The sequence below is a fragment of the Arthrobacter sp. MDT2-16 genome (assembly GCF_054510925.1).
This window is the reverse complement of sequence record NZ_JBTNDP010000011.1, coordinates 57,421-81,086: the sequence shown is the minus strand read 5'-3', so window position 1 is coordinate 81,086 and position 23,666 is coordinate 57,421. Positions and strand designations below refer to the sequence as shown.

The following is a 23,666-nucleotide window of genomic DNA, read 5'->3' as shown; positions in this document are numbered from 1 at the left end:
TACACCGGCCGCCGTGGCGTGCGGACGCTCGGCCCGAGCCCGGCGCGAGGCGATCCACGCGTCCGATGGTCGAAGGCGGACGTCACGGGACCCCCCACCGTCAGTGCAGCCGGGCGTTCCTCGTCTCGGGTGCGTTGAAGGCCATGAAGACGACGGCGAGGACCACGAGTCCGCCCGTGAGGGCGAAGGTGAGCGGCAGGCCGAGGAGGGGCCACAGCAGGGTGCCGAAGATGAGCGGCACCAGGCCCGCGCCCACCCGGGAGATGGTCGACGCCCAGCCGAAGCCGCTACCCCGGAGCTCCGTGGGGTACAGCTCGGAGACGTACGTGTAGAGCACGGGGATGGCCACCTGCACCACGAAGCCGAAGCCCAGCAGCCAGGCCGTGGCGACCGCGGGAAGGTCCAGGGTCAGGGCGAAGACCACGAGGAGCACGGCGGACCCTGGCCCCGTGATCGCGAGGAGCCACTTGCGGCCCACGCGCTCCACGAGCAGGGCGGCGGCGATCACGCCGAGGAAGCCGACGCCGGTCATGAACGTGGTGGTGATGAACGCGACCGACTGCCCGTAGCCGGAGGCGATGAGGATGCGCGGCATCCACGTCAGTGCGCCGTAGTACACGAGCAGGATGGTGAGGAAGAGGCTCCACGCGGTCAGCGTGATCCGCCAGTTGTAGCGCCACAGCCCTGTGAGCTGCCCCGAGATGCTGCCGAGGGACAGGCGCGGGGTCTCTTCGGGGACCGGCAGGCGCCACTGCCGCCGCGTGGCGCCGGTGCGCTCCACCAGGCTGTCGATGACCGCACGCGCCTCCTCCCGGCGTCCGCGCTGCACGAGGTAGAGCGGCGACTCGGGGACACCGCGCCGCACCCAGAACACGAGGAGCGCCGGGAGCACCATGACGAGCATCGTCAAGCGCCAACTGCCGGTCTGCGCCACGATCGCCGTCGTGACCACCCCGCACAGGAACGCGCCGACGGGCCACCAGGCGTCCATCGCCGTGAGTACGCGGCCGCGCTGGCGGCGGGGGGTGAACTCGCCGACGAGGGCGTAATCCACGGGGATGCACCCGCCCAGTCCGAAGCCGGCGAGGAACCGGAACACGCAGAACCAGACGATGTCGGGGGAGAACGCCCCCAGCACCGTGAAGAGCGAGAAGACGAGCAGGGTGAGGGTGAACGCCCGCTTGCGGCCGATGATGTCCGCCACCGAGCCCCAGGCGAACGCCCCGACGGCCATGCCGATCAGGTTCGACGTCGCGACCCATGCTGCCTGGCCGGAGGAGAGGCTCCAGTCGTCGATCAGGAGGGGGATCAGGTACGCGTTGAGGGTGACGTCCCAGGCGTCGAACATGAAGCCGAGGCCGCCGATGAGGAAGATCTTCCCCTGCACCTTCCAGCGCCAGGGGAGGTCCTGCACCACCTGGTCGCCGGTGGGGAGTTGCGTGTCGATGCTCATGATGCCTTCGTGGAAGGGGGCCGGGTACTGGGAGAACTTTACGGCAGGCACCCCGGCAGGTCCCCGCGGCAGGTGTCCGTCGTCGCCCGTCGTCGCCCGCCGAGGGGTGCCGCGTCCCGCCCCTATAGACTGGTGCGCAACCCCACCCCTGAACCGACGGAGAACTGCGTGAGCCCCCACCTCGACCGTGTCCCCCTCCGCCGAGCACTGATCTCGGTGTTCGACAAGACCGGGCTGGAGGAGTTGGCGCAGGGCCTGCACAGCGCGGGCGTCTCGATCGTCTCCACCGGGTCGACGGCGCAGCGCATCGCCGCCACCGGCGTCCCCGTCACCGAGGTCTCCGAGGTGACCGGCTTCCAGGAGACCCTCGACGGACGCGTGAAGACCCTGCACCCGAAGGTCCACGCCGGCATCCTCGCCGACCGCCGCCGCCAGGAGCACGTGGACCAGCTGGCCGAACTCGACATCGAGGCCTTCGACCTCGTGGTCGTGAACCTCTACCCGTTCGTCGAGACGGTTCGTTCCGGTGCGGAGCCGGACGCCGTCGTCGAGCAGATCGACATCGGTGGCCCCGCGATGGTCCGGTCCGCCGCCAAGAACCACCCGTCGGTCGCCGTCGTCGTCGATCCGGCCCGCTACGGGGACGTCGTCACGGCTGCGGCCGAGGGCGGATTCGACCTCACCGCACGACGACGCCTCGCCGCGCTCGCCTTCGCGCACACCGCCGCGTACGACGCCGCCGTCGCCTCCTGGACCGCCGAGCAGTTCGACACCGACGACGACTTCTCCTGGCCCGGGTACGCGGGCCTCGCGCTCGAGCGCTCCGAGGTGCTCCGCTACGGCGAGAACCCGCACCAGCAGGCGGCCCTCTACGTGGACAAGAGCGCCACGCCGGGCATAGCCCAGGCGGACCAGCTCCACGGCAAGGCCATGAGCTACAACAACTTCGTCGACGCCGATGCCGCCCTCCGCGCGGCCTTCGACTTCGACGAGCCCGCCGTCGCGATCATCAAGCACGCCAACCCGTGCGGCGTCGCCGTCGGATCGGCCGACGCCGAGGACCCGATCGCCGACGCCCACGCCAAGGCCCATGCCTGCGACCCCGTCTCCGCCTTCGGCGGGGTGATCGCCGCGAACCGCGAGGTCACCGCCCGCATGGCGGGGACCGTGAAGGACATCTTCACGGAGGTGGTGATCGCGCCGTCGTTCTCCGCCGAGGCGGTGGAGATCCTCTCGCAGAAGAAGAACATCCGGCTCCTGGCCCTCCCCGAGGGCTACGGGCGGAACCCGGTGGAGCTCCGCCAGGTGTCCGGGGGAGTGCTCATGCAGGTCGCGGACACGCTCGACGCCGACGGGGACGACCCGGCGGGCTGGACACTCGCCGCGGGCGACGCCGCCGACGACGCCACGCTCGCTGACCTCCGGTTCGCCTGGACGGCCTGCCGGGCCGCGAAGTCGAACGCGATCCTCCTGGCGAAGGACGGTGCGTCGGTGGGCGTGGGCATGGGCCAGGTCAACCGCGTGGACTCGTGCCGCCTCGCCGTGGAGCGGGCCAACACGCTCGCCGACACCGAGCGGGCCCGCGGGTCCGTCGCGGCGTCGGACGCCTTCTTCCCCTTCGCCGACGGACTGCAGATCCTGCTCGACGCCGGTGTGCGCGCCGTCGTCCAGCCGGGCGGGTCGGTGCGCGACCAGGAGGTCATCGACGCCGCGAACGCCGCCGGCGTGACCCTGTACCTGACGGGCGCGCGGCACTTCTTCCACTGAGGCAGCGCCGGGGGCGGCACCCGGAGCCGCACCGCCGTCGGAGCCCGCGGCCCTCGGGGCACGCCGCCCGTCAACGCCGTTGTTCCTCCGGTGTCCGCCGTTAGGCGAAGACCTGAGACCTCGGTATGTTGGAGCCGATGGGCAACCCCCAATAGACCACCGCAGAGCACCAGGGAGACGCCACCCATGGCCAAGATCATCTACACCCATACCGACGAAGCGCCGATGCTGGCCACCTACTCGTTCCTGCCGATCATCGAGGCGTTCGCGTCCACGGCGGGCGTCGAGGTGGAGGTTCGGGACATCTCGCTGTCGGGGCGCATCATCGCCCTGTTCGGCGACCACCTGACCGAGGACCAGCAGATGGCCGACGCCCTCGCGGAACTCGGCGCCCTGGCGAAGACGCCGGAAGCGAACATCATCAAGCTGCCCAACATCAGCGCATCCATCCCGCAGCTCAAGGCGGCCGTCGCCGAGCTCCAGGCCCAGGGCTATGCCCTCCCGGACTACCCCGACCACCCGTCCACGGACACGGAGAAGGAGATCCGCGCCCGGTACGACAAGGTCAAGGGCAGCGCGGTGAACCCCGTCCTCCGCGAGGGCAACTCGGACCGCCGCGCACCGGCCTCGGTCAAGAACTACGCACGCCAGAACCCGCACAGCATGGGTGCATGGACGCCTGGGTCGAAGACGAACGTGGCGCACATGACGAGCGACGACTTCCGCTCGAACGAGCAGTCCGTCGTCATCCCGGCGGACGGGACCGTCACCATCCAGCAGGTCGGGGCCGACGGCTCCGTCACCATGCTCAAGGAATCGATCCCCGTCCTCGCGGGCGAGGTCGTCGACGGCACCGTGATGCGCGCCGACGCGCTGAACGCGTTCCTGAAGGCGCAGGTGGCCCGTGCCAAGGAGGAGGGCGTGCTCTTCTCCGCGCACCTCAAGGCCACCATGATGAAGGTCTCCGACCCGATCATCTTCGGCCACGTGGTGCGGGCGTTCCTGCCCGAGCTCTTCGAGACCTACGGCGAGCAGCTCACCGCCGCGGGCCTGAGCCCGAACAACGGCCTCGCATCGATCCTCGGCGGCCTGGACAAGCTGTCCGAGGACGTCCGCGAGGGCGTCCAGGCGGCCATCGCCAAGGGCATGGAGGACGGTCCGGCGATCGCCATGGTCGATTCCGACAAGGGCATCACCAACCTGCACGTCCCGAGCGACGTCATCGTGGACGCGTCGATGCCTGCAATGATCCGCTCCTCCGGCCACATGTGGGGACCGGACGGCAAGGAAGCCGACACGCTCGCCGTCATCCCGGACAGCAGCTACGCCGGCATCTACCAGGTGGTCCTCGATGACTGCCGCGCCAACGGCGCCTTCGACCCGACCACCATGGGTACCGTCCCGAACGTCGGCCTGATGGCCCAGGCGGCCGAGGAGTACGGCAGCCACGACAAGACCTTCGAGATCCAGACCGAGGGCAAGGTGCAGGTGGTCGACGCCGACGGCACCGTGCTGATCGAGCACGACGTCGCGCCGGGCGACATCTGGCGCGCATGCCAGACCAAGGACGCCGCCATCACCGACTGGGTGAAGCTCGCGGTCACGCGTGCCCGCGCCTCGGCAACGCCCGCCGTCTTCTGGCTCGACGAGAGCCGCGCCCACGACGCGCACCTGATCGCGAAGGTCAAGACGTACCTGGCCGAGAATGCCACGGACGATGTCGAGCTCGAGATCATGACGCCCGTCGATGCCACGGCCTTCACGCTCAGGCGCATCCGCGAGGGCGCCGACACCATCTCGGTGACCGGCAACGTACTGCGCGACTACCTGACCGATCTCTTCCCGATCCTCGAACTTGGCACGAGCGCCAAGATGCTCTCGGTGGTCCCGCTGATGAACGGTGGCGGGCTCTTCGAGACCGGTGCCGGCGGGTCCGCGCCGAAGCACGTGCAGCAGCTGGTCAAGGAGAACCACCTCCGGTGGGACAGCCTGGGTGAATTCCTCGCCCTCGCGGTCAGCTTCGAGCACCTGGCGACGTCGACCGGCAACGCCCGGGCGCAGATCCTCGCCACCACGCTCGATCGCGCCACCGGGACGTTCCTCCTCGAGAACAAGTCGCCCAGCCGCCGCGTGGGTGAGATCGACAACCGTGGCAGCCACTACTTCCTCGCCCGCTACTGGGCGGAGGAGCTGGCCAAGCAGGAGCAGGACGCCGAGCTCGCCGCCGCCTTCGCCCGGGTTGCGGAGGCCCTGACGGGCAACGAGGACACCATCGTGTCCGAGCTGCTCGCCGTGCAGGGTTCACCCGCGGACATCGGGGGCTATTTCCACCCCGACGTCGCCAAGGTGACGCAGGTGATGCGGCCCTCCGCGAAGCTCTCCGAGGTCCTCGCGATCCTCGCCGTCTAGCACCGCATGGAGGAACCGGTGTACCGCCGCGGCGGTACACCGGTTCCTCCATTTAAGGATTGCTCTTTACATCCGCGCTCGCGCCGGATTATGGTTGCCCCAGGTCTCAGCCTGGGGGTGGTTTCGCGATGAAGATGCCAATGCATCGGTCTCTCGCCACTTCAGTGCGCCTTTCCTTCCTCGCCGGTGCCGGCGCCCTCGGCTGGATGGCGCTGGGCGCGACAGGCGCCTCAGCCGCGGAAACACCCCGTGAGGCCGGTCTTCTCGATTCGGCGGTGGGCATCGTCAGCTCAGTGAGCGCACCCGCGGTGTCCGCGGTGGCTGCCGTCGCCGATCCGCTTCCGGCCGCGATCCTCCCCGCTTCGTCGGCGTCGGTCGCGCCCCGGTCCCTCCAGCTCCCCGTCGTTCCGGAGCTGGTGGCCCAGGTGCCCCAGCTCGTGGCGCAGCCGGCTGGAACGGTTCTCGTCCCGGTGACCTCCGCGGTCGACGGACTGGTCGCGCAGGTGCCGATCGTCCGCTCAGTCGTGCCCGAGGGGACCGTCACAGGAGTGACGGCACCGATCGTCGACGTCGTCGATGGAGCCGCGGGCGTCGTCACGGCGCCTGTGCTCGAGGTCGTGGCGCCCGTGCTCGAGGTCGTGGAGCCCGTGACGGCCGTCGTTGATCCCGTGGTCGACGGCGTCGCCCCCCTTCCGGAGCTCGTCGCTCCGGAAGCCGCTGCTCCTGAGGTGGTTGTTCCTGTGGCCGTGCCGGTTCCGGCGACCGTGGTCGACGCCGCTCCCGGCGTCGAGGTGGCGCCCACCGCTTCCTCGGCAGGGGATTCCGACCAGCCCGCAGTGCGGTCCGACGCCGACGCCTCCGACCTTTCGGACGCCGTCGCTGACGCCGTTCCTGCGCAGGATGCCATGGTGCCCTCGCTCGGCGGGGTGTCCGAGGCCGGCCGTGGTTCTGGGGTCGAGGCCGTGACGCTGATGAGTGCGTCCGCCGATTCGTTCTTCGACGCCTTCGCGCCGTCCGCTGCGGCGGCACTTGCGCAGCTCGCTCCCGAGGCGCCGGGACTCCCCGCTGCGCCCTTCGCATCCTCGTCGTCGGCCCTCGCGTCCATGACCAGTGGCGGGGCCGCAGCGCCGCTCGCCGCACTCGGCGCAGCGGCCCTTCTCCTCTTCGTCCCTCTCGTGGACCAGGCCGCCCGCGCTGCGGCGGCAGGTCTTCCGGCAGCTCCCAGCTTCGATCCCGGCTCGTCTCCTGACTAGTGGTGGCCCCGCCGCGCTCCTGCGCGCGGCTGAGGGCTTGCGGTGCCTAGGGCACCTCCACACCACTTCGATCTACAGGAGAACATCATGCGTACATGCGTTCAGCGAGGGCTCTACGGGGTCCTTCTAGCCGGGGGCGTCGTGGCCCTCGGAGCAGGGTCGGCATCAGCCGCGGACCTGTCGGCAGCAGCCGAAATCGAGCTCGAATCGGGTCTCGGAACCATCATCACCGCACCCCTGGCGTCCGGTACCACGAGCAGTTCGATCATCGAGGAGACCGTGGTGTCGCTCGACGGCGGGCTGTTGGATGGCGGTCTGCTCAACGGGAATGTCGTCTCGCCCGAGGTGCTCGTTCCGGTGAATGTGTCAGGTAACTCGGTGTCGGTGATCGGGGATTCGTCTTCCGCCGGCGGGTCCGGTGCGACCGGTTCGACCGGCGGCACAGCTCTTGTACCGGCTCCTGCACCGGCTCCCGCGCCGGCCCAGGGCGGGCTGTTGGATGGCGGTCTGCTCATCGCGAATGTGGTCTCGCCCGAGGCCGTGGTGCCGGTGAATGTGTCCGGTAACTCGGTGTCGGTGATCGGGGATTCGTCCTCCACCGGCGGGTCCGGTTCGACCGGTTCGACCGGCTCGACCGGCGGCACGGCTCCTGCACCGGCTCCCGCGCCGGCCCAGGGCGGGCTGCTCGATGGCGGTTTGCTCAATGGGAATGTGGTCTCGCCCGAGGTGCTCGTTCCGGTGAATGTGTCCGGTAACTCGGTGTCCGTGATCGGGGATTCGTCCTCGACTGGCGGGTCCGGGGCGACCGGTTCGACCGGCGGCACGGCTCCTGCACCGGCTCCTGCACCGGCCCAGGGCGGGCTGCTGGATGGCGGTCTGCTCAACGGGAATGTGGTCTCGCCCGAGGCCGTGGTGCCGGTGAATGTGTCCGGTAACTCGGTGTCGGTGATCGGGGATTCGTCCTCGACCGGCGGGTCCGGTTCGACCGGTTCGACCGGTTCGACCGGCGGCACAGCTCCTGCACCCGCTCCCGCACCGGCTCCTGCGCCGGCCCAGGGCGGGCTGCTCGATGGCGGTCTGCTCAACGGGAATGTGGTCTCGCCCGAGGCCGTGGTGCCGGTCAACGTCGGCTGCAACGGTGTCACCATCATCGGTGACAGTGCCTCAGATTGCACGACCGGTTCGACCGGTTCGACCGGCGGCACGGCTCCTGCACCGGCTCCTGCACCCGCTCAGGGCGGGCTGCTCGACAGCGGTCTGCTCAACGGGAATGTGGTCTCGCCCGAGGTGCTCGTTCCGGTGAATGTGTCCGGTAACTCGGTGTCGGTGATCGGGGATTCGTCCTCGACCGGCGGCTCCGGTTCGACCGGTTCGACCGGCGGCACGGCTCCTGCACCGGCTCCTGCACCCGCTCAGGGCGGGCTGCTGGACGGCATCCTGGGCAACAACGTGATCTCGCCCGAGGTCGTGGTTCCGGTCAACGTCGGCTGCAACGGGGTCGCCATCCTCGGTGACAGTGCTTCGGATTGCACGACCGGTTCAACCGGCTCAACCGGTTCGACCGGCGGCACGACGGGTGGCACCACCGGTGGCACTACCGACTCGACGAACGGCGGCCTGCTGGACGGCATCCTGGACAACAACGTGATCTCGCCCGAGATCGTCGTCCCGGTCAACGTCGGCTGCAACGGTGTCACCCTCCTCGGTGACAGCGCTTCGGATTGCACGACCGGCTCGACCGGCAGCACCGGTGGGACGACCGGTAACACCGGTGGCACTACCGACTCGACGAACGGCGGCCTGCTCGACGGCATCCTCGATAACAACGTGATCTCGCCCGAGATCATCGTCCCGGTCAACGTCGGCTGCAACGGGGTCGCCCTCCTCGGTGACAGTGTTTCGGATTGCACGACCGGTTCGACCGGCGGCACGACGGGCGGCAACTCCGGCAACACCGGCGGTAACACCGGTGGCACTACCGACTCGACGAACGGTGGCCTGCTTGACGGCATCCTCGATAACAATGTGATCTCGCCCGAGATCGTCGTCCCGGTCAACGTCGGCTGCAACGGTGTCACCCTCATCGGTGACCGCAGCACCAACTGCGAATCAGGCGCAGAGGCACCGACCAACCCGACGATCCCGACCAACCCGACCAACCCGACGACCCCGACGACCCCGACGACCCCGACGACCCCGACGACCCCGACCACCCCGACCACCCCTGAGGTCCCTGCCACCGGCGACAACGGAGGCACCGACGCTCCTGCCGACGGAGACAAGGGCGACGCCACGAACGACGGCGGGACGAACAACGGTGGGACGAACAACGGCGGGACGAACGACAGCGGCACCGACAACGGCGGAACAAATGACGGTGCTTCGATGGAAACGCCGGACGTCACGGGCGCCGACCTCGTCTCGGTCACCGGCCCTGCCACCGCGCCTGGCACGCTCTCCGTGGCGAGCAGTGGCGTGAAGGTCACCGCGGCTGCCGATGCAGCAGCCACCACCGCTGCACCAAAGGCCCTGGCCTCCACGGGGTTCGCTGAGCAGCAGCTCCTTCTGCTCAGCTCGCTCCTGCTCCTCGCTGGAGCGGGCGGCCTGCTAGCTGCTCGCCGCCAGAAGGCGCGTGCCTAGCGCCGGCTGACGCGACACGAAAAAGGACGAGCCCCCGCAGCACACGCTGCGAGGGCTCGTCCTTCGTCCTGCCGCGGTGGGTCAGGCGGCGTCGTTCTCGTACCGCAGGCCGATCTGTGCCCGGACGCCGTCGAGCAGGCGCATGGTCTTCACTGTGTCGCCGACCGGCATCGTGGGACTCTCGGTCAGTCCCTGCTGGATGCAGCGCGTCACCTCGCGCAGCTCGTATGTGTACCCAGCGCCCACCTGCTCGAACTGCTCCACCCGGGCTTCTGCCTGACCGGCCTTGACGGTCAGTTCCTTCGGGTTGTGGAGGTTCCCGCCGCCGGTCTTCAGCCAGCCCTTAGACCCACAGACGGTCGCCTGGCCGGGGCACGAGGCGATGAACGACGACGACAACTGCGCGTACGCCCCACTGCCATAGCTGAGGGTCAGGGCGGCCTGCAGGTCCACGCCGTCATCATTGAGGGTTCCCACGGCGGATACGGAATCGGGGAAGCCCAGGGACCCCAGCGCCCACGTGAGCGGGTACACCGTGAGGTCCATCAGGGCCCCGCCGCCGGCCTTCGGGTCCCACAGGCGGCTGTTCGGATCGTCGGGGGCGGCGAAGCCGAGGTCGGCCTGGACCCACCGGATGTCGCCCAGTTCTCCCGAGTGGATGATCTCCCAGGCGCGATTGACACTGGGGAGGAACCGCGTCCATACGGCCTCCATGAGGAACAGGCCGCTCCCGGCCGCGATCGCCGCCAGTTCCTCCGCCTCGGCGGCGGTGATCGTGAACGGCTTCTCGCAGAGCACGTGCTTCCCCCCGGCGAGGGCCGCCTTGGCCACCTCGTAGTGCTGTCCGTGCGGGGTGGTGATGTAGACGACGTCGACCTCGGGGTCGGCCACGAGCCGCTGGTACCCGGTTGTGCCGCCGTCGTTGCCGTAGCTCGTGGCGAACCCGAACTTCTCGGCGAATGCTGCGGCGCTCTCAGCGCTGCGCGAGCTCACCGCATGGAGCATGGCGTCCTCGAGGAGCGCGATGTCCTGGGTGACCTTCGATGCGATGCCGCCCGTGGCGATGACGCCCCACTTGAGGGGACGGCCCGTCGCGACGACGGGGCTGGGAGCACCTGCTTCGGCGCAGGGGGGAACGGTGATGCGGTTCGGTGGGTTCATGGACCTATCCTTGCCGTCCGCGCGTGCCGCGTCCAGCACCCGGGGAGGACCGGGAGGCGGGCCCGGTGGTGCGCATGTGGCCGGGAACGACGAAGTGCCCCGGCCGGGGCCGGGGCACTTCGTCGTGATGCTGCGGAGAGGTCCGAGCAGGTGCTACTTGGTGAGCGCGGACAGCGTGGGATCGTTCGCGTAGGCTTCCGCGGCGTTGTCCTTCGTCACGATCTGCGGCTCGAGGAGGTAGGCGGGAACGGTCTTCACGCCGTTGTCGTAGGAGTCGGGATCGTTGATCTCGGGCTCCTCGCCGGCCTGCAGGTTGCCGACCATCTCGATGGCGTGCTCGACGAGGGCCCGCGTGTCCTTGTTGATCGTGGAGTACTGCTTGCCCTCCATGATCGACTTGACGGACTCGACCTCGGAGTCCTGCCCGGTCACGACCGGGAGGGTCTTGCCGGCACCGGCGACCGAGGTCAGGATGGCGCGGGCGAGCGTGTCGTTGGGGGAGAGGACGCCGTCGAGCTCGGTGGAGCCGTAGCTGCCCGAGAGCAGGGTGTCCATGCGGCGCTGGGCGTTCTCCGCCTTCCAGCCCTGGGTCACGGCCTGCTCGAAGCTCGTCTGACCCGAGACGACGACGAGGTTGCCGTTGTCGATCTCGGGCTGCAGGATGCTCATCGCACCGTCGAAGAACACCTTGGCGTTGGCGTCGTCGGGCGAGCCGGCGAACAGCTCGATGTTGTACGGTCCTTCGGGCTTGGCGGCCTTCATGCCGTCGAGGAGAGCCTGACCCTGCAGCTCACCGACCTGGAAGTTGTCGTACGCGACGTAGTAGTCGACGTTCTCGGTGTTGGTGAGCAGGCGGTCATAGGCGATGACGGTGATGCCGGCTTCCTTGGCCTGCGCCAGCTGGGTGCCGAGCTGGGCGCCGTCGATCGCGCCGACGACCAGGACCTTGACGCCATTGGTGATCATGGAGCTGATCTGGTTCTGCTGCTCGGAGACACCGCCGTTGGCGAACTGGACGTTCGGCTCGTAACCGGCCTCGGTCAGGCCGTCGTTGAAGAGCGTCTCGGCGAGAACCCAGTTCTCGGAGGTCTTCTGCGGAAGTGCGATGCCGATGGCGGACCCGGTCTCGAAGCCGGCGGCGGCGCCGTCGCCGCCCTCGGCCGCGGGAGCGGATTCTTCACGGCCGCACCCGGTCAGCGCCAGCGCTGATATGGCAGCCACGGCTGCAAGGGATTTTGCGAACTTACGCATGTGCATTCTCTTTCTTTTGCTCTTGCTCTTGTGGACGGATGACGCTTCGTGCCCGGGGTCGGCCGGTGCCGACCCTAGACGTCGTGGGAGATGACTTCCTTCGTCCCGACAGCCTGCTCGGTGGGTGCGGGCTGGGGCGCGGCAGTAGTGGCCTTCTTCGTGCCGCCACCACCGCCGAGGTTCCTGGTGAGCAGGCCGATGATGGACGGCTTGCCCTGGATCTTGTTGTAGACGTCGAAAGCGACGGCGACGAGCAGGACGAGGCCCTTGATGATCTGCGTGAGGTCGGCGCCGATGCCGAGCAGCTGCAGTCCGTTGTTGAGGACGGCCATGACGAGGCCACCGATGATGGAACCGACCACGGTGCCGACGCCACCGGTCACTGCTGCGCCGCCGATGAACACCGCGGCGATGGCGTCGAGTTCCCACCCGGTGCCGTCGAACGGTCCGGAGGCGGTCGAGCGGCCCACGAAGATCATGCCGGCGAGAGCGGCGAGGATGGACATGTTCATCATGACCATGAAGTTGACCTTCTTGCTCTGCACGCCGGAGAGCTCAGCCGCATGGCGGTTGCCACCGACCGCGTAGACGTGCCGTCCGAGGATCGTCTTGTTGGAGATGAAGGCGTAGATGATGACGAGGATGCCGAGGATGATGCCGGGGATGGGGAACGAGGTCCCGGGACGGCCCGTCGCGAACAGGTAGGTCGCGTAGAGGATGACGGCCGAGAGCAGTGCGAGCTTGACGATCGGCACCCACATGGGGGGAAGGTCCGCATTGATTTTCTCGAGCTTGCGGCGGTTCTTGAACTCGCTGTAGATGACGAACGCGACCAGGGCGAAGCCGATGAGCAGGGTCAGGTTGTTGTAGCCGATGTTCGGGCCGACCTCGGGCAGGTAGCCCGCGCCGAGGTACTGGAAGCCCTCGGGGACGGGGACGGTGTTCGAATCACCGACCGCCTGGTTGGCGCCCCGGAAGATGAGCATGCCCGCGAGGGTGACGATGAACGCGGGTATCCCGACGTAGGCCACCCAGAACCCTTGCCAGATACCGATCACCGCGCCGAGCACCAGGCCGAGCACGACGCCCAGGTACCAGGGGATACCCCAGTCGCGCATGGCGATCGCGACGACGATACCGACGAACGCGGCGATGGAACCGACCGAGAGGTCGATGTGGCCGGCGATGATCACGAGCACCATGCCGATGGCCAGGATCAGGATGTACGAGTTGCCGTTGAACAGGTTCATCATGTTGCCGGACGTGAGCGTCTTCCCGCCCGTGCGCCACTGGAAGAACACGACAAGCGCGACCAGGGCGAAGATCATCCCGAACTGGCGGGTGTTCCCGCCGAAGATTTGTTTTAGGGAATTCATGGTGTTCTTCCTTGGATGCTACGGTCAGGCAGATTTCCTGCTGGCGGTCATGAGTTTCATCAGGGATTCCTGGTTCGCTTCGTCCCGGGTCAGTTCGCCCGTGATGGCGCCCTCGAAGATCGTGTAGATCCTGTCCGACAGGCCGAGCAGCTCGGGCAGCTCCGAGGAGATGACGATGACGCCCTTCCCCTGCTCGGCGAGCTTCTGGATGATGCCGTAGATCTCGTACTTGGCGCCGACGTCGATTCCGCGGGTCGGTTCGTCGAGGATCAGGAGATCGGGGTCGGTGAACATCCACTTGGCCAGGACCACCTTCTGCTGGTTCCCGCCGGAAAGTTTTGCGACACCCTCGTTGACGCTCGGTGTCTTGGTCCTCAGCGTCTTGCGGTAGTCCTCGGCGACCCGGAACTCCTCGTCCCTGTCGACCACGAGCCCGCGGGTGATCCTCTTCAGGTCGGCGGAGACCGTGGTGGTCTTGATGTCGTCGAGCAGGTTGAGCCCGAGCGACTTGCGGTCCTCCGTCACGTAGGCGAGTCCGGCGTCGATCGCCTGGGGCACCGAGCGCAACGTGACCTCCTTGCCGTTGATGAGGATCTGTCCGGACTTGAAGTTGCCGTACGAGCGCCCGAAGACGGATCGGGCCAGTTCGGTGCGTCCTGCGCCCATGAGGCCGGCGAATCCGACGATTTCACCGCGGCGGACGTGGAAGCTCGAGTTCTTGCACACCAGGCGGTCGGAGACCGTGGGATGGCCGACGGTCCAGTTGCGGACCTCGAAGAAGGTCTCGCCGATCGACGGGGTGTGGTCCGGGAAACGTGACTCGAGGGAGCGGCCCACCATGCCGCGGATGATGCGGTCCTCGTCGACGCCGTCGTTCTTGACGTGAAGCGTCTCGATCGACTTGCCGTCACGGATGATCGTGATGGAGTCGGCGATCTGCTCGATCTCGTTGAGCTTGTGCGAGATCATGATGCACGAGATGCCCTTGGAACGCAGGCCCGACATCAGGTCGAGGAGGTGCTGGGAGTCCGACTCGTTGAGGGCCGCGGTGGGCTCGTCCAGGATGAGCAGCTTCACGGACTTGTTGAGGGCCTTGGCGATCTCGACGAGCTGCTGCTTGCCGACCCCGATGTCCTTGACCTTGGTGGTCGGATCCTCGTTCAGGCCGACACGGGCCATGAGTTCCAGCGTGGTGTTGTTGACGTAGTCCCAGTCGATCACGCCGAAGCGGGTGGGCTCGTTGCCGAGGAAGATGTTCTCGGCGATGGACAGCTCGGGGATGAGTGCGAGCTCCTGGTGGATGATGACGATCCCGGCCGCTTCGCTGGACCGGATGTCCCTGAACTGGACCTCCTTGCCCTGGAAGACGATCTCGCCGGAGTAGTCGCCGTAGGGGTACAACCCGGACAGGACCTTCATGAGGGTGGACTTGCCGGCGCCGTTCTCCCCGCAGATGGCGTGGATCTCGCCGGCGGTGACCTCGAGGGATACGTCGGAGAGGGCCTTGACTCCCGGGAACTCCTTGGTGATGGAGCGCATCTCAAGGATGGTGTGGTTGTTCATGGAGCCTCCCGCAGTGACGGCGTTGTCTTGGTGCAGGCCCAACCTCGGCCCGAAAGAATTGAACACGCTGGGGCGCCTTGGCGTCAACTGTTGAACGCAATGCACGCGGAAAACAGATCAAATCTTTATGCGGAGCTCGCCAGCGCGGGGGTGAGTCCGGGGTGTGCCAGCACGATGGCTGCAGCGCCCAGGGCTTCGGCGCGATCGCCGAGGGATGACATGCACACGCTTGTCGTCTCGCCGATGATGGGGACCGCGTGGCGGGCCAGGCCGCGCCGCACGGGCTCGAGGAGGATGTCGCCGAGGCTGGTCAGCGGCCCCCCGATCACGATGGTCTCCGGGTTGATGATGTTGGCCACGTGCGCCAGGGCGCGTCCGATGGCCGCTCCGGCGTCGTCGATGACGCGCAGGGCCGCGGTGTCGCCGGCCAGGGCCCACTCGATGATGCGCTCGGCGTCAACGGTCTCGGTGCCGCCGCGGCCCAGCAGCTCGATCATCGTCGAGGTGGAGGCCACCGTCTCGAGGCAGCCGCGATTGCCGCACCGGCAGATCACGCCCTGCTCGTTGATGGTGGTATGCCCGAGCTCGCCGGTGACGCCCACGTTGCCGTAGAACAGCGACCCGTTCAGGACCATGCCGGAGCCGATCCCCGAGCCCACCTTGATGAACAGCAGGTTCTCCACCGCACTGTGCGGTCCCCAGGTCACCTGGGCGAGGGCGCCCAGGTTCGCGTCGTTGTCGATGAAGACCGGCACCTGCAGCCGTTCGCCGAAGGTCTCGTGCATGTTGATGCCCACCCACTCGGGCAGGATGGCGCCCTGCACGACGGTCCCGGTGCGACGGTCGATGGGCCCCGGGATGCCGATGCCGGCACCGAGGAGGGAGCGCCGGCTGATGCCGCCGTTCTCGAGCAGGGCATCGAGCAGGTCCGAGGCTGCCCGCAGCCCTTCCACGGCGCTGTGCCCGAGGGGCAGGCTGACGGACGCCTCCTGCAGGATCCGGTAGTTCGGGCTGGCCAGGACCACGCGGAGATGGCGCCGCCCGATGTCGATCCCGGCCGCGACCTGCCCCTTGTCGTTGAGGATCACGGAGAGTGCCCGGCGGCCCGAGCTGGTGGTCGGGGCCGTGCTGACGATGCCGGTCGCGGTCATGACCTTCACGATGTTCGAGATCGTGGCGGTGGAGAGTCCGGTGGAGCGCGCGAGGGCTGCCTGCGTCTGGGGTCCGCCGCTCGTGAGGGCGGCGATCACCCGCCGCTGGTTCTGCTCCCGCAGTGCGGACTGCGAGCCCGGTTTGGGCAGGGCGGCGCTCAGGGGTGGCCTCGCCGTCGAGGGGGGATCTGCGGGCATGCACTCAGGGTGCCGCAGCGTTCCGTTGTAGTCAAGAAGTTAACGCTTGACGTCCGGTCCGATCCGCTCGGGCCGATGGCGGTCAATTGAAGACGATGGTCCGGCGCCCGTCGAGCAGCACCCGCTGCTCGGCATGCCACTGCACCGCCTGCACCAGTGCGCGCCCCTCGAGTTCACGCCCGATCGACGCCAGCTGCTCGGCCGTGCGCGCATGGTCCACGCGGATGACCTCCTGTTCGATGATCGGACCCTCGTCGAGGGCGGCGGTGACGTAATGCGCCGTGGCGCCGATCAGCTTGACGCCGCGGGCATGGGCCTGGTGGTACGGCCGGGCACCCTTGAACGACGGCAGGAACGAGTGGTGGATGTTGATGGCGCGCCCGCGCAGGTCCTCGCAGAGACCGTCGCTGAGGATCTGCATGTACCGGGCGAGGACCACGAGCTCGATGCGGTGTTCGTCCATCAGGGCGCGCAGCGCCTCCTCCGCGTCCTGCTTGGTCCCGGGTGTGACGGGGATGTGGTGGAACTCGATGCCGTAGAACGCGGCGAGGCCCTCGAGGTCGCGGTGGTTGGACACGATCACGGGGATGTCGATGGCGAGGGTGCCCGACCGGTGCTGGAACAGGAGGTCGTTGAGGCAGTGCGCGGCCTTGGAGACCATGATCAGTGTGCGGGTGCGCCGGGCGGTCTCCGCGATGGACCACTGCATGCCGAACCCGGCGGCGACGGGTTCGAGGGCTGCCCGGAGGTCCTGCAGGGTGGCCCCGGTGGTGAGTTCGACCCTCATGAAGAAGGTGCCTGTGTCGGGGCTGCCGTACTGCTGCGACTCCGTGATGTTGGCGCCGATGCCGACCAGGGCACCGGAGACGCCATGGACGATTCCTGGCCTGTCGGGGCAGGACAGCGTGAGGGAGTATGAGCTGGGTGCGTCGGGGGAGTCCACCTAAGCCAGCGTACCGGTAGCCTCCGGGCGGGGTGCGAGGTCCCGCAGCCGGTCCATGGCTGCCATCGCGGCCGCACGGCCGGCCCTGGAGGCGCCGAGGGTGGAGGCCGACGCGCCGTAACCCACCAGCAGGAGCCGGGGTTCCCGCGCGACCTGCACGCCGTCCGTCCGGATCCCGCCACCGGGCTCCCTCAGCCGCAGCGGTGCGAGGTGGTCCAGGGCGGCCCTGAAGCCGGTCGCCCAGAGGACGGCGTCGATGGGCTCCTCGGAGCCGTCGGCGAAGACGGCCGTGTGCTCGCGCAGCCCGGCGAGCGGCCCGCGTGAGACGAGGACGCCGGCGTCGATCCCTGCCCGGTACTGCGGGGTGAGGGGCAGCCCGGTCACCGATACCACGCTGGCGGGCGGGAGTCCCGCGCTCGTCCGGGCGCTGACCTCCGCTTCCACCTCGCGTCCCCATTCGGGGTCGAACGGACGGCGCGTGAAGGCCGGCGGGCGGCGTGTGGACCAGAGAGGGGTCGCTCCGGCCTCGGAGAGCTGCAGCAGGAACTGGGCGGCGGACGTCCCACCGCCCACCACGAGCACGCGCCGGCCCGTGAACTCGGCCGCCGACCGGAAGTCGTGCGTGTGCAACTGCCGGCCGCCGAAGACGTCGCGGCCCGGGTAGTAGGGCCAGTACGGGCGGTCCCACGTGCCCGTCGCGCTGATGACGACGTCGGTGATCCAGGTGCCGCCCGTCGTCGTGACCCGCAGGGGGCCGGCGTGTCCGCCGGTGTCCTCGGACTCCACGCGGAGCACGCGGACGGGGCGGAGGACGGGCAGGGCGAACTCGCGCTCGAACGCACCGTAGTAGCGGTTCACGACGTCGGAGGCCGGCTCGTCCGGGTCCGGCGTCGCGAGGGGGAAGCCGGGCAGGCTGTGCAGCGCGTGGGCGGCCCCGAAGGTCAGGGCGGGCCAGCGGTGGAGCCAGGCTCCGCCGGGAGCCGGATTGGCGTCGAGCACCACGAAGTCGCGGTGCGGTGCGAGGCCCCGCCTCACCAGGTGGTAGGCACTGCTCAGCCCCGCCTGGCCGGCGCCGATCACGACTACGCGCACGCGGTGCACCGGCGGCTCCGCGTCGTCCTGTCCCGTCCCGCGCATGGTCTCCGGCCTCCCCGGTCCGGCGCCGTCCGTCGGCCCGCCGTCCCACTGATCGGGAACGGCCCGGCCGTGCGCCGTATTCCGGGTCCCGGTCCCGGTGGCGACGCGGCCCGCGGTGCAGCTAGCATGGGAGCGTCGCGACTGGCGTAGGGTGGGCAACCACCAGGAAGCGGCGCGGAACCAGGACCTCCGGGAGGTCCTGTGTCTCCAGTGCAGACCACGGATCGCACGCCTGGGCCGCGGGTCACGTTTCACGTTTCGGCCGGACGGACACAGGTCCGCCGGTCTGCGACGCACGCTGACCCCTTTGCGAGACCCAGAGAAGGATCAACAGATGACCACCTCGCCCATGGCGCCGTCCCACGCTGCCGCTGATTCCGTCACCAATGCGCCCCTGTCCGAGGTGGACCCGGAGATCGCCGCCGTCCTCCGCGACGAGCTCGCCCGGCAGCGGGACACCCTCGAGATGATCGCCTCGGAGAACTTCGCCCCCCGCGCCGTCCTCGAGGCCCAGGGCAGCGTCCTCACCAACAAGTACGCCGAGGGCTATCCCGGACGCCGCTACTACGGCGGGTGCGAACACGTGGACGTGGCGGAGAACCTCGCGATCGAGCGTGTCAAGGCGCTCTTCGGGGCGGAGTTCGCCAACGTCCAGCCGCACTCCGGCGCCCAGGCCAACGCCGCCGCCCTCTCGGCGATGATCAAGCCCGGCGACAAGATCATGGGCCTTTCCCTCGCCCACGGCGGGCACCTGACCCACGGCATGAAGCTCAACTTCTCGGGCAAGCTCTACGAGGTCGCCGCCTATGGCGTGGAGGAGGACACCCACCGCCTCGACATGGAGCGCGTCCGCGAGCAGGCCCTCGCCGAGAAGCCCCAGGTCATCATCGCCGGGTGGTCGGCCTATCCGCGCCAGCTCGACTTCGCTGCCTTCCGGACCATCGCGGACGAGGTCGGCGCGCTCCTGTGGACCGACATGGCGCATTTCGCAGGCCTCGTGGCCGCCGGCGTGCACCCCAGCCCGGTCCCGCACTCCGACGTCGTCACCTCCACCGTGCACAAGACCCTCGCCGGGCCGCGCTCGGGAATGATCCTGGCGAAGCAGGAGTGGGCCAAGAAGATCAACTCGAACGTCTTCCCCGGGCAGCAGGGCGGCCCGCTGATGCACGTCATCGCCGGCAAGGCCACGGCCTTCAAGATCGCCGGCTCCGCCGAGTTCAAGGAACGCCAGGACCGCGTGCTCGAGGGCGCGCGGATCATCGCCGAGCGCCTCACCGCGTCCGACGTCGCCGAGCACGGCGTCTCGGTCCTCACCGGCGGTACCGACGTACACCTCGTCCTGGTGGACCTGCGCAACTCGTCCCTCGACGGCCAGCAGGCCGAGGACGTGCTGCACTCGGTCGGCATCACGGTCAACCGCAACGCCGTCCCCTTCGACCCCCGCCCGCCGATGGTCACCTCCGGCCTCCGCATCGGTACCCCGGCGCTCGCGACGCGGGGGTTCGGCGCCGCCGAGTTCACCGAGGTCGGCGAGATCATCGCCGCCGCCCTGAAGCCTTCGCCCGACGTCGAGGCCCTCCGCGCCCGGGTGTCCGCCCTCGCCGCCGACTTCCCGCTCTACCCGGGCCAGGAGGAGTGGTAGGCCCGTTCCCGCCCGGCGCCCTGGCCTCGCAGGCCGCGGCGTCGACGGATTTCGACATCCCCGCTCGGGAGTGCTGTTTCACGGGCTGCTGCGACCGCGGCAAGGCCTTCCTGCTCGAGCAACTGGACCCGCTACCGCACGACGACGAGGACGATCCACATGAGCACGACAGCCCGCATCCTTGACGGCAAGGCCACCGCAGCCCTGATCAAGGCCGAACTCGCCGAGCGCGTGTCGGCGCTGCGCGAGCGCGGCGTCACGCCCGGGCTCGGGACGGTCCTCGTCGGGGACGATCCCGGCAGCGCCTCCTACGTGGCCGGCAAGCACCGCGACTGCGCCGAGGTGGGCATCACCTCGGTGCGGCGGGATCTGCCGGACACCATCACGCAGGAGGAGCTCGAGGCGGTCCTCGACGAGCTGAACGCCGACGACGCGACGACCGGCTACATCGTGCAGCTGCCGCTCCCTGCGCATATCGACACGAACGCGATCCTCGAGCGCATCGATCCGGCGAAGGACGCCGACGGCCTGCACCCCACCAATCTGGGCAGGCTGGTGCTCAATGTCAACGCGCCCATGGAGTCGCCGCTGCCCTGCACCCCGCACGGCATCGTGGAACTCCTGCTGCGGCACGACGTCGCCCTCAAGGGCCTCGACGTGCTCGTCGTCGGGCGGGGCGTGACGGTGGGTCGTCCGCTGGGACTGCTGCTGACCCGCAAGCAGATCAACGCGACCGTGACCCTCGCGCACACCGGCACCGCGGACCTCGCCGACCACCTCGGACGCGCCGACGTCGTCGTCGCCGCCGCGGGGATACCGCACATGATCCCGGCGGAGCAGCTGAAGCCCGGAGCGATCGTGCTCGACGTGGGGGTGAGCCGCGTCGAGGACCCGGTGACGGGCAAGGCGAAGCTGACGGGCGACGTCGACCCCGCCGCGGCGTCGGTGGCCGGCTGGCTCTCCCCGAATCCCGGCGGCGTGGGCCCCATGACCCGGGCCATGCTGCTGACCAACGTCGTCGACGCCGCCGAACGCCGGGCGGCCTCCGTCTAGCACCGTCCGGCGTCGCCTAGGCTGAGCGGGTGCCTACACCTCCCGCCGGTCCGCCGGTCATCTCCGCGCACCAGCTCAGCAAGCACTACGCCGACTTCAAGGCCGTGGACGGCATCTCCTTCGAGGTCCCGGCAGGTGAGTCGTTCGGCCTGCTCGGCCCCAACGGCGCGGGCAAGTCGACCACCATGCGCATGATCGGCGGTGTCTCCCAGCGCACCTCCGGACAGCTCACCATCATGGGCCTGGACCCGCAGGAGCACGGGCCCGAGGTGCGCGCGCACCTCGGCGTCGTGCCCCAGCAGGACAACCTCGACGAGGAACTGCGCGTGCGCGACAACCTGATCGTGTACGGACGCTACTTCGGGCTCCCCCTGAGCTACCTCAGGCCGAAGGCCGACGAGCTGCTGGAGTTCGCGCAGCTCACGGACAAGGCCGGCGCGAAGGTCGACGCCCTCTCCGGTGGCATGAAGCGGCGCCTGACCATCGCCCGCTCGCTCATCAACGAGCCGAAGATCCTCCTGCTGGACGAACCGACCACGGGCCTGGACCCGCAGGCACGGCACATCCTGTGGGACCGCCTGTTCCGGCTCAAGGAGTCCGGCGTGACCCTGATCCTCACCACGCACTACATGGACGAGGCGGAGCAGCTGTGCGACCGGCTCGTCGTGGTCGACAAGGGCCGGATCATGGCCCAGGGGTCGCCGGCGCAGCTCATCCGCGAGCACTCCACGCGCGAGGTCCTCGAGCTGCGGTTCGGGTCCGAGCGCAACACCACCGTCGCCGCGGAGCTGCAGGGGATCGGCGAGCGGCTCGAGCCGCTGCCGGACCGCGTGCTCATCTACGCGCACGACGGCGAGGCGGCGCTCGAGCAGGTGATCGCGCGCGGGCTGCGGCCACTCACGTCCCTCGTGCGCCGGTCCTCGCTCGAGGACGTCTTCCTGCGCCTGACCGGGAGGAGCCTCGTTGACTGAGCGCACCACCGACGGCTCGCAGGAGGCCGCCGTCCTCGCGCCGTACCGCCTGCACGCCCACAAGCCGGAGGTGTCGGCGCGCCGTGCGCGGGCGTTCGGCTCCTGGTACTACGCCGAACACGTCCTGCGCTCGATGACCAGCTACCGCTGGACCCTGCTCGCCTCCAGCGTCGGGACCCCGGTGATGTACCTCTTCGCCATGGGCGTGGGCCTCGCCACGCTCGTGGACCGGAACGCCGGCGAAGCGTTCGGGGGCGTCAGCTACCTCGCGTTCATCGCCCCGGCCCTGCTGGCCTCGGCGACCATGATGACGGCCGCCACCGAGTTCACCTACCCCGTGATGGACGGGTTCAAGTGGAGGAGGGTCTACTATGGCCCCCATGCCTCGCCCCTGACCCCGGGGCAGATCGTCAACGGCCATGTCCTGGCGGTCACGGTCCGTCTGACGGCCACGACCCTCGTGTACTTCCTGATCGTCGCGCTCTTCGGTGCTTCGCCGTCGGCCACGGGCATCGCGGCCGTGCCCGTCGCGGTGCTCAGCGGGCTGGCGTTCGGTCTGCCGCTGTTGGCCTACGCGGCGAGCATCGAGGAGGACAGGGGGCAGTTCGCCCTCGTGATGCGCTTCCTGGTGACGCCGCTGTTCCTCTTCTCCGGGACCTTCTTCCCGCTGGACACCCTCCCGGTGTTCCTCCGCTGGATCGGCTGGATCTCACCCCTGTGGCACGGGACCGAACTCGGCCGCGCCCTCACCTACGGCCAGGACCTGCACGCCTGGCTCGCCGCCGTCCACGTGCTGTACCTGCTGGTGCTGGCCGTCGTCGGCCTGCGCCTGGCGCGCTCCGTCTACACCAGGAGGCTCGGCAAGTGAGTACGCAGCTCACCGCACGGGACTACGCGCTCTCGGGGTCCACGCGGCCCCTGGCCGCGCTGTACTCGCGCAACGCCAGGGCCGTGATCGCGCGCGGCCTCCTCGCCACGCGCAGCAGCAACTGGCTGATCATGGTGTCGGGCTTCTTCGAGCCGGTGCTCTACCTCGTGTCCATGGGCGTGGGGCTGGGCGCGCTCGTGGGCACGGTCGAGGGGCCGGGCGGGCAGGAGATCAGCTACGCGGCCTACATCGCGCCCGCGCTGCTCGCCGTCTCGGCGATGAACGGCGCCGTGTACGACAGCACATGGAACGTCTTCTTCAAGATGAATTTCGCCAAGCTCTACCAGGGGATGCTGTACACCTCCCTCGGCCCCTTGGACGTGGCGATCGGGGAGATCTTCCTGGCCCTGCTGCGCGGTGCCATGTATGCCACCGGGTTCACCGCGGTCATGGCCCTCATGGGGCTGATCACCACACCCGTGGCACTGCTGGTCATCCCGGCGTCGGTGCTGATCGCCTTCGGGTTCGCGTCCTTCGGGATGGGCATCACGAGCTTCATGAGGACGTTCCAGCAGATGGAGTGGATCAACTTCGTGATGCTGCCGATGTTCCTGTTCTCGGCCACCTTCTACCCGCTCAGCGTGTACCCGCAGGGCATCCAGTGGTTCATCCAGGCACTGCCCCTGTGGCACGGGGTGGAGTTGCTGCGCCAGATCAGCGTCGCGTCGTTCACGCCCGCCACGATCGTCCACCTCTGCTACTTCCTCGTGATGATCGCGGTCGGCATGCTCCTGACCACGCTGCGCCTGCGCACGCTGTTCCTGAAGTAG

The 23,666-nt window shown here is 68.9% G+C and carries 18 protein-coding genes; 10 read left to right on the top strand and 8 right to left on the bottom strand.

Annotated features, from left to right (window positions below; all coding sequences use genetic code 11):
- Positions 1–100 precede the first annotated feature (100 nt).
- Positions 101–1,453 (bottom strand): MFS transporter, encoded by a 1,353-nt coding sequence (locus tag ACX80N_RS16300; protein WP_459340198.1) that lies wholly within the window; start codon positions 1,451–1,453, stop codon positions 101–103.
- Positions 1,454–1,621: 168 nt separating this feature from the next.
- Here ACX80N_RS16300 and purH point away from each other — a divergent pair, with 168 nt between their 5' ends.
- From purH to ACX80N_RS16280, 4 genes are all read left to right on the top strand, one after another.
- Positions 1,622–3,220, top strand: a complete 1,599-nt coding sequence (gene purH / locus ACX80N_RS16295) for a bifunctional phosphoribosylaminoimidazolecarboxamide formyltransferase/IMP cyclohydrolase (RefSeq protein ID WP_459340197.1) — start codon at positions 1,622–1,624, stop codon at positions 3,218–3,220.
- 186 nt (positions 3,221–3,406) lie between these two features.
- Positions 3,407–5,629: an NADP-dependent isocitrate dehydrogenase gene (locus ACX80N_RS16290; RefSeq protein WP_459340196.1), complete on the top strand. Its 2,223-nt coding sequence runs from the start codon at positions 3,407–3,409 to the stop codon at positions 5,627–5,629.
- A gap of 164 nt (positions 5,630–5,793) precedes the next feature.
- Entirely contained in the window at positions 5,794–6,882 is a 1,089-nt protein-coding gene (locus ACX80N_RS16285; protein ID WP_459340195.1) for a hypothetical protein, read from the top strand.
- An 87-nt stretch (positions 6,883–6,969) separates the two neighbouring features.
- Positions 6,970–9,522: a chaplin family protein gene (locus ACX80N_RS16280; RefSeq protein ID WP_459340194.1), complete on the top strand. Its 2,553-nt coding sequence runs from the start codon at positions 6,970–6,972 to the stop codon at positions 9,520–9,522.
- A gap of 81 nt (positions 9,523–9,603) precedes the next feature.
- On the opposite strand, the gene ACX80N_RS16275 is transcribed toward ACX80N_RS16280, so the two are convergent.
- The 7 genes from ACX80N_RS16275 to ACX80N_RS16245 all read right to left on the bottom strand — a co-directional run bounded on the left by ACX80N_RS16275 (position 9,604) and on the right by ACX80N_RS16245 (position 18,302).
- A complete protein-coding gene (locus tag ACX80N_RS16275; protein WP_459340193.1) occupies positions 9,604–10,683 on the bottom strand; it encodes a Gfo/Idh/MocA family protein in 1,080 nt (359 codons plus the stop codon).
- Positions 10,684–10,836: 153 nt separating this feature from the next.
- Positions 10,837–11,934: a substrate-binding domain-containing protein gene (locus tag ACX80N_RS16270; RefSeq protein ID WP_105031624.1), complete on the bottom strand. Its 1,098-nt coding sequence runs from the start codon at positions 11,932–11,934 to the stop codon at positions 10,837–10,839.
- A gap of 74 nt (positions 11,935–12,008) precedes the next feature.
- Positions 12,009–13,310: a multiple monosaccharide ABC transporter permease gene (gene mmsB, locus ACX80N_RS16265; protein ID WP_105031315.1), complete on the bottom strand. Its 1,302-nt coding sequence runs from the start codon at positions 13,308–13,310 to the stop codon at positions 12,009–12,011.
- 24 nt (positions 13,311–13,334) lie between these two features.
- A complete protein-coding gene (gene mmsA / locus ACX80N_RS16260; RefSeq protein ID WP_105031316.1) occupies positions 13,335–14,873 on the bottom strand; it encodes a multiple monosaccharide ABC transporter ATP-binding protein in 1,539 nt (512 codons plus the stop codon).
- Positions 14,874–14,998: 125 nt separating this feature from the next.
- On the bottom strand, positions 14,999–16,222 hold the full coding sequence (locus tag ACX80N_RS16255; RefSeq protein ID WP_459340192.1) for an ROK family transcriptional regulator: 1,224 nt from the start codon (positions 16,220–16,222) through the stop codon (positions 14,999–15,001).
- Positions 16,223–16,304: 82 nt separating this feature from the next.
- Complete coding sequence (gene purU / locus ACX80N_RS16250; protein WP_105031318.1) at positions 16,305–17,165, bottom strand: formyltetrahydrofolate deformylase; 861 nt, start codon at positions 17,163–17,165, stop codon at positions 16,305–16,307.
- On the bottom strand, positions 17,166–18,302 hold the full coding sequence (locus ACX80N_RS16245; protein ID WP_459340191.1) for an FAD-dependent oxidoreductase: 1,137 nt from the start codon (positions 18,300–18,302) through the stop codon (positions 17,166–17,168).
- 334 nt (positions 18,303–18,636) lie between these two features.
- Here ACX80N_RS16245 and glyA point away from each other — a divergent pair, with 334 nt between their 5' ends.
- The 6 genes from glyA to ACX80N_RS16215 are packed head-to-tail and all read left to right on the top strand — an operon-like array spanning position 18,637 to position 23,666.
- A complete protein-coding gene (glyA, locus tag ACX80N_RS16240; protein WP_459340190.1) occupies positions 18,637–19,944 on the top strand; it encodes a serine hydroxymethyltransferase in 1,308 nt (435 codons plus the stop codon).
- A complete protein-coding gene (locus tag ACX80N_RS16235; protein WP_105031320.1) occupies positions 19,938–20,129 on the top strand; it encodes a hypothetical protein in 192 nt (63 codons plus the stop codon). Before glyA ends, ACX80N_RS16235 begins: the two co-directional genes overlap by 7 nt.
- Complete coding sequence (locus tag ACX80N_RS16230) at positions 20,104–20,997, top strand: bifunctional methylenetetrahydrofolate dehydrogenase/methenyltetrahydrofolate cyclohydrolase (RefSeq protein ID WP_459340189.1); 894 nt, start codon at positions 20,104–20,106, stop codon at positions 20,995–20,997. Before ACX80N_RS16235 ends, ACX80N_RS16230 begins: the two co-directional genes overlap by 26 nt.
- A 29-nt stretch (positions 20,998–21,026) precedes the next feature.
- Positions 21,027–21,968: an ABC transporter ATP-binding protein gene (locus ACX80N_RS16225; RefSeq protein ID WP_459340188.1), complete on the top strand. Its 942-nt coding sequence runs from the start codon at positions 21,027–21,029 to the stop codon at positions 21,966–21,968.
- Complete coding sequence (locus tag ACX80N_RS16220) at positions 21,961–22,836, top strand: ABC transporter permease (protein ID WP_459340187.1); 876 nt, start codon at positions 21,961–21,963, stop codon at positions 22,834–22,836. The genes ACX80N_RS16225 and ACX80N_RS16220 overlap by 8 nt, the downstream gene beginning before the upstream one ends.
- Positions 22,833–23,666 carry an ABC transporter permease gene (locus ACX80N_RS16215; protein WP_459340186.1) on the top strand — a complete coding sequence of 278 codons (834 nt, stop codon included), beginning with the start codon at positions 22,833–22,835 and terminating at the stop codon, positions 23,664–23,666. The genes ACX80N_RS16220 and ACX80N_RS16215 overlap by 4 nt, the downstream gene beginning before the upstream one ends.

Coding starts and splice junctions, on each gene's coding strand:
- ACX80N_RS16300 (WP_459340198.1), bottom strand. CDS start 1,453: ATGAGCATCGACACGCAACTCCCCACCGGCGACCAGGTGGTGCAGGAC.
- ACX80N_RS16290 (WP_459340196.1), top strand. CDS start 3,407: ATGGCCAAGATCATCTACACCCATACCGACGAAGCGCCGATGCTGGCC.
- ACX80N_RS16280 (WP_459340194.1), top strand. CDS start 6,970: ATGCGTACATGCGTTCAGCGAGGGCTCTACGGGGTCCTTCTAGCCGGG.
- ACX80N_RS16275 (WP_459340193.1), bottom strand. CDS start 10,683: ATGAACCCACCGAACCGCATCACCGTTCCCCCCTGCGCCGAAGCAGGT.
- ACX80N_RS16270 (WP_105031624.1), bottom strand. CDS start 11,934: ATGCGTAAGTTCGCAAAATCCCTTGCAGCCGTGGCTGCCATATCAGCG.
- mmsB (WP_105031315.1), bottom strand. CDS start 13,310: ATGAATTCCCTAAAACAAATCTTCGGCGGGAACACCCGCCAGTTCGGG.
- mmsA (WP_105031316.1), bottom strand. CDS start 14,873: ATGAACAACCACACCATCCTTGAGATGCGCTCCATCACCAAGGAGTTC.
- ACX80N_RS16255 (WP_459340192.1), bottom strand. CDS start 16,222: ATGCCCGCAGATCCCCCCTCGACGGCGAGGCCACCCCTGAGCGCCGCC.
- ACX80N_RS16245 (WP_459340191.1), bottom strand. CDS start 18,302: ATGCGCGGGACGGGACAGGACGACGCGGAGCCGCCGGTGCACCGCGTG.
- glyA (WP_459340190.1), top strand. CDS start 18,637: ATGACCACCTCGCCCATGGCGCCGTCCCACGCTGCCGCTGATTCCGTC.
- ACX80N_RS16230 (WP_459340189.1), top strand. CDS start 20,104: ATGAGCACGACAGCCCGCATCCTTGACGGCAAGGCCACCGCAGCCCTG.